The following is a 10,313-nucleotide window of genomic DNA, read 5'->3' on the forward strand; positions in this document are numbered from 1 at the left end:
AATAACCTGCCTTTGAACAGTTTCACGTCAGGAGAACTTTTTATGTTTAAGTTGATGCGCCGGGGGCCTCGCGCGTTCGCCTCCAAACTTGCGCTGTCGGTCGTCGCGCTTTCGACCGCACTGGCCTCGCCGGTGCTTGCGGCCGGCAAGACCATCACGGCGGTGATGCACTCGGATCTGCGCATCATCGATCCGATCTTCACCACGGCCTACATCACGCGCGACCATGGCTACATGATCTACGACACGCTCGTGGCGCCCGATTCGAACTTCAAGATCCAGCCGCAGATGGCGGACTGGAAGATCTCCGACGACAAGCTCACCTACACGTTCACGCTGCGCGACGGCCTGAAGTGGCATGACGGTGCGCCGGTGACGGCGGAGGACTGCGTTGCCTCGCTCAAGCGCTGGGCCGCAGTCGACGGCATGGGCCAGAAACTGCTCGACTTCACCGCGAGCATCGAGGCGACCGATGCCAAGACCATCACGCTGAAGCTGAAGGAGCCCTACGGCCTCGTGCTCGACTCGATCGGCAAGCCGTCCTCCCGCGTTGCCTTCATGATGCCGAAGCGCCTCGCCGAGACGCCGCCGGACAAGCAGATCCCCGAGCAGATCGGTTCGGGTCCTTTCAAGTTCGTGCAGTCGGAATTCCAGCCCGGCGTGAAGGCGGTTTACGTCAAGAACACCGACTACGTGCCGCGCAAGGAGCCGTCGAGCTGGACCTCCGGCGGCAAGGTGGTGAAGGTCGACCGCGTCGAGTGGATCACCATGCCGGACTCGCAGACCGCGGTGAACGCCTTGCAGTCGGGCGACATCGACTTCGTGGAAAACCTGCCTTACGACATGCTCCCGTTGCTGGAAGCGAACAAGGAGATCACGATCGAGGTCTCGAACAAGTTCGGTTTCCAGACGCTCGGCCGGATGAACTTCCTTTATCCGCCGTTCGATAATGTCAAAGTGCGCCGTGCTGCTTTTCTGGCGATAAACCAGAAGGACGTTCTCGACGCGCTGGTCGGCAACGCCAAATATCAGAAGGTCTGCGGCGCCTTCTTCGTGTGCGATACGCCGTTCGCGACCGAGGCCGGTGCCGAGACCCTGGTGAAGGGCAACGGCATGGCCGAAGCCAAGAAGGCGCTCGCCGAATCCGGCTACGACGGCACCCCGATCGTGATCATGGCCCCCGGCGATGTCACGACGCTGAAGGCGCAGCCGATCGTTGCGGCTCAGTTGCTGCGCGAGGCCGGCTTCAAGGTCGACCTGCAAGCGACCGATTGGCAGACGGTGGTGAGCCGCCGCGCCAGCCAGAAGCCTCCGAAGGAGGGCGGCTGGAACATGTTTTTCACCAACTGGGTCGCGGCCGACGTCTCCAACCCGATCGCCAATCTCTCGATCGGCGGCCAGGGCAAGAAGGGCTGGTTCGGCTGGGCCGAGAACGCCAAGATCGAAAAGCTCAAGGACGACTTCGTTCGCGCCGCCTCGCTCGACGATCAGAAGAAGATCGCCGCTGACATCCAGAAGGAAGCCTATGAGCAGGTGATTTACATCCCGCTGGGGCAGTATCTCCTGCCGAGCGGCTGGCGTAAATCGCTGACCGGCGTGCTCGACGGTCCCGCGACCCCGCTGTTCTGGAACGTCGACAAATCGGAGTAGGGGCGAAGGCTCTTCTCTTTCGTCCGGATCATCACGCGGCGCCGCTGTCATCAGCGGCGCCGTTGTCGTTTGTCGATCTGGTCGTTTGTCGACCTTTGCCGGCTGAGAAGGCGGTGAATTCAAACTTTTCCAGTTTCCAATCATTGCTATTTGTTTCCGTACTGAACTAGATGTGCCGTCCTTGCGCATCATCTTCCTTCCTCCATTGATTCCAGTGCCGATCGATTTTGCATTCCAGGCGATGGCCGAACGGTCCGATCGCGCGCCGGCGCGATGGCGCCTGCCATTCCTGCGTTGGCTCGATGGCGTCGAGACGGGCTGGGCCGTGCCGCTTCTCATCGCCTGCTTCGTCGCGATCTGGACACTGTATCTGGCGGTCGCCTATGCCGGCGGCGGTCTGCACCCCGATACACTGGAGGCCTGGACGCTGGGGCGGCATTTCGCGTGGGGCTACCCCAAGCATCCGCCATTGACCGGCTGGGTTGCCGCGAGCTGGAGCGCCATCTTTCCGCTCAGCGAGTGGTCGCTGCAATTGATGGCGATGACCAATGCCGGGCTTGCGCTGGTCTTCGTCGACCGGATCGCGCGGCAATTCGTGACGGGGCACAAGCGCGTCCTGGTGCTGTTGCTCCTGATGCTGACGCCGGCCTATCAATTCCATGCCCAGCGCTTCAATGCCAATGCGGTGCTGCTGGCCGTCTGGCCGCTGGCGACTTGGTGCTTCCTGCGCGCATTCGAGACCCGCGCGGCGTCGTGGGCGATCGCCGCGGGAGTCACGACGGCGCTGGCCATGGCCGGCAAATATTATTCGATCTTCCTTGTCGCGAGCTTCACGTTTGCCGCGCTGGCGCATCCGGCGCGACGCGCCTATTTCACGTCCGCCTCGCCCTGGATCTCGGTCGTCGTCGGGCTTGCGGCGCTGTCACCGCATGTTCATTGGCTCGCCACGACGGGGGCACCGACCTTCACCTACGCGCTGAACCATGCCAACGGCACTGCGGTGAGCTCGCTCGGTGAGGCCAGGAACTTCCTTCTGGGGCTGTTGGCGGCCATCAGTGTGTCAGCCGTCAGCTGGATGTTCATCGCTGGCACGCGGCTGAAGCAGTTTCCGGACGATTTCGCGGCGATGAATCCGGGCCTGCGGCTCCTCTTTTACGTTGCCGTGGGCACGATCGCGCTGCCGGTTCTGGTCTCGCTCGCGATAGGCACCGATCTGCCGTCGCTCTGGGCTTTGCAGGGATTGTTTCTGTTCGCCATTCTCGTGGTCTGCGGCACAAATTATCCGATCGAGCGCTTTTACACCGTCAACCTCACCTTGATCGTGGCCGGCGTTGCGCTCACGGCCGTCCTCGTCGCCGCGCCGATCCATGCCGTCTACCGCAACGATCACGGTTACGAGGAGGGGCGCAATTTCTACGCGGAGGCGGCCAGAGAATTGACACGCGAGTGGCGCGAACAGACGGGCGAGCCGCTCGCCGCCGTCAGCGGCGACGATTCGCTGGCCTTCGCGTTGGCCTTCTACAGCCCGGACCACCCGCACTACGTGCAGCCGTTCGAGGATCAATATCCCGGGGGCTTGCCGCGCAAGACGACGCTGGACCGCGGCTGGGCCGCGCTCTGTTTCCGCGATCAGGATGATTGCAGCCGGTGGATGGACGGGGTGGCCGGGCGTGCCGGGCACTTCGTCAAGCGGGAATTTATCGTCCAGGCGCAGCTATGGGGCCGGCCCGGTCTCACGCGGGAAGTGGTTGTGCTGATGGTGCCGCCCCGTGGAAGCGGCGCGGCACCCGAGGGCGTTGCGGACGATTTCAGCGCCAGCAGGCGCGCAACGGAATAGGCGTCTTGCTCAGCAATGGCTGTCGCGGACCCGCTCGAGCCCTTCACTGGCGAATGGCACGGTGAAGGCGGTCGTTTCGGCGCTCGCCGGCGTGCGTTCCGTCTTCGCCCGCTCCGCGGCGTCGTGGTCTTTACGGTGTTTCGGTTCCATTGAAGCGCCTTTTCAAATTGTTGCAGTACAACATCGAGAGCGCCGCGAAGTTCCTCAGCCGGTGGCGCGATGATGCGGCTTGAACAGCCGTCCCCTCTCCACCACCAGCACGATCGCGAGCGCAGCGAGTGACGACACGAAGAAGCCCACCGAGAACGGCAGCAGCGTGCCGTCGAAGCTTTGTCCGATCGCCATGCCGACGGCGATGCCGATCAGCGTCGTGATCGAACCGTAGAGCGAGGACGCCGTGCCGGCGATGTGGCCCTGCGGCTCCATGGCGAGTGCGGTGAAGTTGGCGACCATCATGCCGAACGAGAACATCATGAGCGCCGAGAGCACCATGAACAGGGGAAGCGGCAACGCGCCCAGGCTTTCGGTCAGCAGCATCACGCCCGCCACGGCGGTGTAGAGCGTCAGCGCGCCATGCGAGATCACGCGCATGCCGAGGGTCCCGACGAATCTCGCATTGAGGAAGCCGGCAATGGCGGTGCCGGCCGCGATCGCTGCGAAGGCGAGCGGAAAATAATGGCCGAGATGATAGATGCCGACAAAAACTTGCTGGGCCGAGAAGACGTAGGCAAACAATGCCCCCATGACGCTGCCGGCTGCGAGCGCGTAGCCGAGAGTTTGGCGATGGGTCACGGTCTGCCAGTAGGCCGTGAGCACGTCGGCCGGCGCGAGCGACCTGCGTTCGCTCTCAGGCAGGGTCTCCGGAAGCCGCAGCACGGACCATGCAAGCGCGAGCAGGCCGTAGAGCATCAGCACGACGAAGATGCCGCGCCACGCCGTCACCAGCAGCACCGCCTGTCCGAACGAGGGGGCGATGACGGGGACGGCGATGAAGATCATCATCGCAAGCGACATCACGCTCGCCATGCGGCGGCCGACGTAACAGTCGCGCACGATCGAGGTCGCGATCACGCGCGTCGCCGAGGTGCCGAAGCCCTGCAGTGCGCGCGCCAGCAGCAGTGTCTCGAACGACGGCGCGGCAATCGCCAGCACGCTCGCCACCGCATAGACCGCCATCCCGCCGAGCAGCACCGGGCGGCGGCCGAAGCGATCCGACAGCGGTCCCATGACGAACTGGCCCGCGCCAAAGCCGATCAGGAAAGTCGACAGCACCAGCTGGAGATGATTGGCGACGGGAATATTGAAGGCCGCCCCAATGTTGGGCAGCGCCGGGAGCATCATGTCCATCGCAAGCGGATTCAGCGCCATGATCGACGCGATCACGATGACGAATTCGGGAAAACCCATGGGGCGGTGTCCCGAGGACACCCAATCGTCGGCATTGACGTCGGACAAGAAGCTCACCTCTGATTTGAGGCCCTTGTCTAACCCCGATGCTGCGTTGCACAAGCGATGTTTCGGGATGGCTGGCAGGCGGTGCAGGAGCAGACAGGGATGGATGAGGTATCAGCGCTCGCGGCCGCGGCGCGCGGCGGGATCGTCCGCGCAGCTTTCGTGGTGCGGGCAGCCGGGGTCGAACCGGCACAGCGCTTGCGCGCCGAGGGATTTTAAGTCCCTTGCGTCTACCAATTCCGCCATGCCCGCTTGATCCAACGAGATCAATCACTTAAGTCCCTTGCCGGCGGTCTGGAATTGGCGTTTGCAGGCCGGAAGGGCGGTTCTTCCTTAGGCGAGCCGGCGGCACAAGGCAAAGCCTCAATCCGGACATGTGTTGTTGCTTTAGGCATTCTCAATCGACGGGGACTATTCATCCGACATGCCAGCTTTGATTCGATGTCTGCTTTGATCCAACATCGCCTGCGCACGTGCTGCGTGGCCGCCGCGCTGCTCGCGGCCGGCTTCGCGCAGTCCGGCTGCGCCGGCATGAGCGAGACGGTCGCTCCGGCGTTTGCCGATCCCGGCAGGTACGAATTGTACGATTGCAAGCAGCTCGAAGGCGAGCGCAAGTCGCTCGCTAGCCGCACCATGGAGTTGCAGAGGCTGATGGACAAGGCAGAGACCGGCGCGGGCGGCGCCGTCGTGTCGGAGCTTGCCTATCGCAACGACTACGTCGGGGTCCGCGGGCGGGCGCAGATGGCCGAGGACGCTTGGCGCCGCAACAAGTGCCGGGAAACGCCGCCCGAAGCGAAGCCGGCCGCTGCGCCGGCGCCCGCAGCCGATCCTGGCCCGATCAGGCCTGGCGCGAAATCGACAAGAGCAGTGCGCTGAAACCAGCGCCTCGCATCAGGGTCGCCAACCGTAAATCCAGTCTTGCCGTGCCAGCATGCGTTCCGGGCCGAGGGCGCGGACCGCAAGATCGCGCGCGTAGGCGAGCGGCCCGGTGAAATGATAGATGCGGCCTTGCTGCCGCGCGGTCCGCTGCACCCGCCGCACGCGCGCTTGGCGCGTCCGGCCGTATTGTTTCAGCGCGGCTGCGATGCCCGCGGTGCTCTCGGCGACCTCAAGGCTCAAATGCTGCGCGAGCACCGCGGCGTCCTCGATCGCCATGCCGGCGCCCTGGGCCGCAAACGGCAGCATCGCATGCACGGCGTCGCCGAGCAGCGCGACCGGGCCTTTGCTCCAGGGGCAGTCGTCAGGCACGCCGAACAGCGCCCATTTCCGCCAGCTATCGACCGTGGCGAGCATCATGCGCGCCGCGGGCGGCCAGCGCGGCGCGGCGAAGGCGTCCATCACCTCGAGGGGATCGCCGGGCGTGCTCCAGCCCGGTCTGTTCCAGGTGCCCGGCAGCACCGCGACCACGTTGATCTGGCGTCCGCCCGCGATCGGGTAGGCAACGAGATGGGCATTCGGGCCCATCCAGAGCTGGACCCGGCGCGCGGTGTAGTCCTTCGGCAGCTGCGTGGCATCGAGCGTGCCGCGCCAGGCGATCAGCCCGGAGAAGCGCGGCTGCACCTCGGGAAACAGATGCTGGCGCACCGTCGACCAGATGCCGTCGGCACCGATCAGCGCACTGGCGAGATCGCTGCGCCGGATCGTGCCGCTGCGATGGACGACCGTCAGCCCCTTGGCGTGAGGCGCGACGTCTTCGAAGGTCGCGCCAAGTTTCAGGTCGATATCGGGATGGTCGGAGACTGCGCCGGCGAGGGCGGATTGCAGGTCGGCGCGGTGCACCACCCAATAGGGGGCGCCGGCGCGCGCGGCGGCGGCTTCTCCCAGCGGCATGCGCAGGAGTTCGCCGCCGGCCCGCGCGCTCATGATCGAGACCGCCTCCGGGACCACGGCACGCAGCTTGAGGCGCTCGGTGAGGCCGAGCTCGACCAGCACGCGGCTGGCATTGGGAGAGAGTTGCAGACCGGCGCCGACTTCCTCGAGCCGCTCGGCCTTTTCCAGCACGACGATGCGGAAGCCGCGCGCCGCGAGCGCAAGCGCAGCCGTCAGTCCACCTATGCCGGCACCGGCGATGACAATCGTTCGGGAGAGCGCCACCCCTGGCCGATGGAAGCGGTCAGGCCACCTTGTCCTTCAGGACGCATTCCGGCGGACGGGCTTCGCCCGCCTTCAGGTCGGCGGCGAAACGGTACAGCGTCGAGCAGTAGGGGCAGATGATCTCGTTGTCGTTGCCGAGGTCGAGGAAGACGTGCGGATGATCGAACGGAGGGTTGGCGCCCACGCACATGAACTCTTGCGAGCCGATTTCGATGACGGGGACACCGGCATCGTTGTGGAAGTGCGGGACGACATGGTCGGACATCGTACTCATCCTGGAGTGGCAATGGCGGCAGACACAATCACGACTGACGCGGCATTATTAAGGCGCCGCGGACCATACTGGTGGGTGTGGATGATTGCTAGCCCAGCGGAACCGAAAGCCCCGCAATGCCCCATGCTCATTTGCTCATGCAAATTCGACACAATCTTGCGGCCTGAGAGAAGCCCTTCTTTCGTCGGGGACGTTGTGTCGCAATTTTGGCATACTATGTCTGTGGACGAGCGTAATTGCGACGAAAGACGAACCGTCAGGCGTCAACGATCTCAGGACCGTCCAGGCTCTCCGCATGAAGTGGTTGCGAATCAGCACAGCGTTGACCGGTATCGTGGCGTGCGGCTTCATGCTCGCGCAGGTAGCACCCCATGCCCGCGAGGCCGGCGCGATTCTGGCCGCCCAGGACGATCCCGCCGCGCTCTCCGAGATCAAGCTCGACGCGCTGCTGCGGCACAACGACCGCCTGATTCAGGACAACATCGAGATCGCGCTCGCATCGGGCGATGCCGATCTTGCCGACAGTTTTGTCGCGTTGGCGCGCGACCGCAACATCGCGCTGCCTGACGACCTCCTGAGCCGTGTCGGCGATGCGGTCAAAGCCGAAAATTCCACCTCGCATTTCGCAAAACGGTTTGCCACCGGTCTCGTCACCGGCAACGCGGACGATGTTGCGAGCCTGTCGGGGACCGTGGCGGGCGATCTCTTTGTCATCGGCGACATCCGGGACGTCGTCCGGGAGGGCAAGCACCTCGCGATGGGCGAGGAGACCGATCGCCTGGTGCTGGGCCTCGCGGCCGCGGGTCTCGCGGTCACGGCCGTGACCTACGTCTCCGTCGGCGGTGCCGCTCCGGTTCGCGCCGGGCTGACGCTGGTGAAGGACGCGCGCAAGGTGGGCCGGCTCGGCGAGGGACTGGCGGCATGGGCCGGCCGGTCCGCGCGCGATGTCGTCGATACGCCGATGCTCCAGAACGCGGTCGCCTCCGGCTCGGTGCTGCGGCCGGGCCAGACCTTGAGCGCGATCAAGGCGGCGTTCCGCGCGGAAAAGGCCGGCGCGCTGGTCCGGCTCGGCAAGGATGTCACGCGCGTCGTCGAGAAGACCGGCACGCGCGGCGCGATGGATAGCTTGCGCATCGCCGAAGGCCCCAAGGACGTCGCACGCGCGGCGCGGCTCGCGGAAGCGCAGGGCGGCAAGACGCGCGCGATCCTGAAGCTGCTCGGCCGCGGCGCGCTGCTGCTGATCGGTGGGGCGTTCAATCTTGCACTCTGGCTGTTCGGTGCGGCCTTGACGCTGTTCGGCCTGTTGTCCTCGATCAAGGCGACGACGGAGCGTCTGACCCAGGCCTGGTGCGATCGCAGACGGGCGCGGCGACTTCGCCAGGCCCGGATCGCCGCCGAAGCCGTCCTGGCAAGCGCTGCCGTCACGGCCTAAGATACCTCTTCCCCTCAAGATTGCGGAACTGATGATGCCGAGCTTTCACAACGGCGCCGTTGAAATTGCCTATCTCGACGAAGGCGAGGGCGATCCGATCATCCTGGTGCATGGCTTTGCCTCCAGCAAGAACGTGAACTGGGTCTATCCGACCTGGGTCTCGGAGCTGCGCAAGAACGGCCGCCGCGTCATTGCGCTCGACAATCGCGGCCATGGCGAAAGCGCAAAGCTCTACGAGCCCGCGCAGTACTCGATCCCGACCATGGCCGGCGACGTGCTCGCGCTGATGGATCACCTCGCCATCCCGCAGGCCGATCTCATGGGCTATTCGATGGGCGGACGGATGACGGCCTGGCTCTCCCTCAACGAGCCGCAGCGCCTGCGTTCGGCAATCCTCGGCGGCATCGGCATCGGCGGCCTGATCGAGGGCACCGGGCCCGGCGAGAACGTCGCGAAGGCGCTGGAAGCGCCCTCGCTCGACGACGTCTCCGATCCCGTGGGGCGCACCTTTCGTGCTTTTGCAGACCAAACCCGTTCCGACCGCAAGGCGCTGGCCGCCTGCCTGCGCGGCACGCGCGATCTCATGACGAAGGACCAAGCCGCGCGCATCGACGTGCCCGTGCTGATCGCGGTCGGCAGCAGCGACGACGTCGCGGGTTCGGCCAGCGCACTCGGCGCCATCATCCCGGGTTCGGAAGTGCTCGACATTCCGAACCGCGATCACATGCGGGCGGTCGGCGACAAGGTCTACAAGACCGGTGTGCTCGATTTTCTCTCACGTCGCGGCTGAGAGCGGCATATTCCTTGAGTCCGCTAACGCCGGTTATCGGACGTCAGAACCAGGTCGCCCAGCATGTCCGCTCAGGGCCACAAGCCGACGTCGAAGCTGTCGACACGCGAATTTAACGTCAGGTTAAGACTTCCATCCGTTTCTACTAAGCGTGTTATCTCGATCCGTTTTGACATGCGAAGGATCTGATCCGGTAGAGAGTCGCAATGATTGCTACAATTCTACTCTGTAGTGCAGCAGGCTTTGTTGTCGCTGTTTTGTGTTTTGCATACTTCTTCCCGCGTCGTGTCGCGTGGGGCTGGGGATTGGCTGCCTTGGCTAACATCCCGGGTCTAGTGTTCCTTGGCTATCTACTTGAAAAGCACGGCGACTTGTACGTCTTCATTGCTTTGGCACTAAGTGTATTTGTCGGTCTCGGCGGTTTCGGAATTGGTGCAATCGTCGGGAGGATCATCGCGTCAAACCGACCGCACAATGAGCGAGAGACCGTAGATAGGCACGATCCCGAAGTAGAGCCGCGTTCAGAGCCTGTTCGCAGATCACTGCGACTAAAAGCAAGAGCGGCCAGCTGGCGTGCGAGCCGCGAGCGGTGATGTTGGTCGCCCGCTTTGGGTCACTTGCAAACATCGCAGGAGCAAGTGCCAAGGTCGACTAAGTGCCACAAGCAGACAAACGATAGCCGGTCGCTCTGGCTACCGAGTTCGTTTCAAGTCGCGGGTCTGCTCGAAATCCGACCAGCTCAGAATGTTAGCCAACTCCCGCTTCGCTCCGTGGCCGGCTCCAT

The 10,313-nt window shown here is 64.3% G+C and carries 9 protein-coding genes and 1 tRNA gene; 5 read left to right on the forward strand and 5 right to left on the reverse strand.

The annotated features are described in order from the left end of the window. Nucleotides 1-42: 42 nt before the first annotated feature. Together AC0L3J_RS17335 and AC0L3J_RS17340 are read left to right on the forward strand one after the other, a co-directional pair. On the forward strand, nucleotides 43-1,650 hold the full coding sequence (locus tag AC0L3J_RS17335) for an ABC transporter substrate-binding protein (RefSeq protein ID WP_456769311.1): 1,608 nt from the start codon (nucleotides 43-45) through the stop codon (nucleotides 1,648-1,650). 241 nt (nucleotides 1,651-1,891) lie between these two features. Beyond that, nucleotides 1,892-3,487, forward strand: coding sequence for a glycosyltransferase family 39 protein (locus AC0L3J_RS17340; RefSeq protein WP_473347855.1), 1,596 nt, complete (start codon nucleotides 1,892-1,894; stop codon nucleotides 3,485-3,487). Nucleotides 3,488-3,496: 9 nt separating this feature from the next. Here AC0L3J_RS17340 and AC0L3J_RS17345 read toward each other — a convergent pair whose 3' ends face one another. From AC0L3J_RS17345 to AC0L3J_RS17355, 3 genes are all read right to left on the reverse strand, one after another. Next, a complete protein-coding gene (locus AC0L3J_RS17345) occupies nucleotides 3,497-3,637 on the reverse strand; it encodes a hypothetical protein (RefSeq protein ID WP_473347840.1) in 141 nt (46 codons plus the stop codon). A gap of 54 nt (nucleotides 3,638-3,691) precedes the next feature. Next, nucleotides 3,692-4,942, reverse strand: coding sequence for a multidrug effflux MFS transporter (locus AC0L3J_RS17350; protein WP_473347841.1), 1,251 nt, complete (start codon nucleotides 4,940-4,942; stop codon nucleotides 3,692-3,694). Nucleotides 4,943-5,102: 160 nt separating this feature from the next. Next, nucleotides 5,103-5,191: transfer RNA gene (locus AC0L3J_RS17355), tRNA-Leu, on the reverse strand. Nucleotides 5,192-5,380: 189 nt separating this feature from the next. On the opposite strand from AC0L3J_RS17355, the gene AC0L3J_RS17360 reads away from it, so the two are divergent. After that, nucleotides 5,381-5,815, forward strand: a complete 435-nt coding sequence (locus AC0L3J_RS17360) for a twin-arginine translocation pathway signal (RefSeq protein WP_473347842.1) — start codon at nucleotides 5,381-5,383, stop codon at nucleotides 5,813-5,815. Nucleotides 5,816-5,830: 15 nt separating this feature from the next. Here AC0L3J_RS17360 and AC0L3J_RS17365 read toward each other — a convergent pair whose 3' ends face one another. Together AC0L3J_RS17365 and AC0L3J_RS17370 are read right to left on the reverse strand one after the other, a co-directional pair. Next, nucleotides 5,831-7,033, reverse strand: a complete 1,203-nt coding sequence (locus AC0L3J_RS17365) for an FAD-dependent monooxygenase (RefSeq protein ID WP_473347843.1) — start codon at nucleotides 7,031-7,033, stop codon at nucleotides 5,831-5,833. Between the two features lie 19 nt (nucleotides 7,034-7,052). Beyond that, nucleotides 7,053-7,298, reverse strand: a complete 246-nt coding sequence (locus tag AC0L3J_RS17370; protein ID WP_007602543.1) for a zinc-finger domain-containing protein — start codon at nucleotides 7,296-7,298, stop codon at nucleotides 7,053-7,055. 304 nt (nucleotides 7,299-7,602) lie between these two features. Here AC0L3J_RS17370 and AC0L3J_RS17375 point away from each other — a divergent pair, with 304 nt between their 5' ends. Both AC0L3J_RS17375 and AC0L3J_RS17380 read left to right on the forward strand, forming a co-directional pair. Further along, complete coding sequence (locus tag AC0L3J_RS17375; RefSeq protein WP_473347844.1) at nucleotides 7,603-8,739, forward strand: hypothetical protein; 1,137 nt, start codon at nucleotides 7,603-7,605, stop codon at nucleotides 8,737-8,739. A gap of 34 nt (nucleotides 8,740-8,773) precedes the next feature. Beyond that, nucleotides 8,774-9,529 carry an alpha/beta fold hydrolase gene (locus AC0L3J_RS17380; protein ID WP_473347856.1) on the forward strand — a complete coding sequence of 252 codons (756 nt, stop codon included), beginning with the start codon at nucleotides 8,774-8,776 and terminating at the stop codon, nucleotides 9,527-9,529. The last annotated feature ends 784 nt before the right edge of the window (nucleotides 9,530-10,313 follow it).

Source organism: Bradyrhizobium sp. Kon37, from assembly GCF_055807535.1.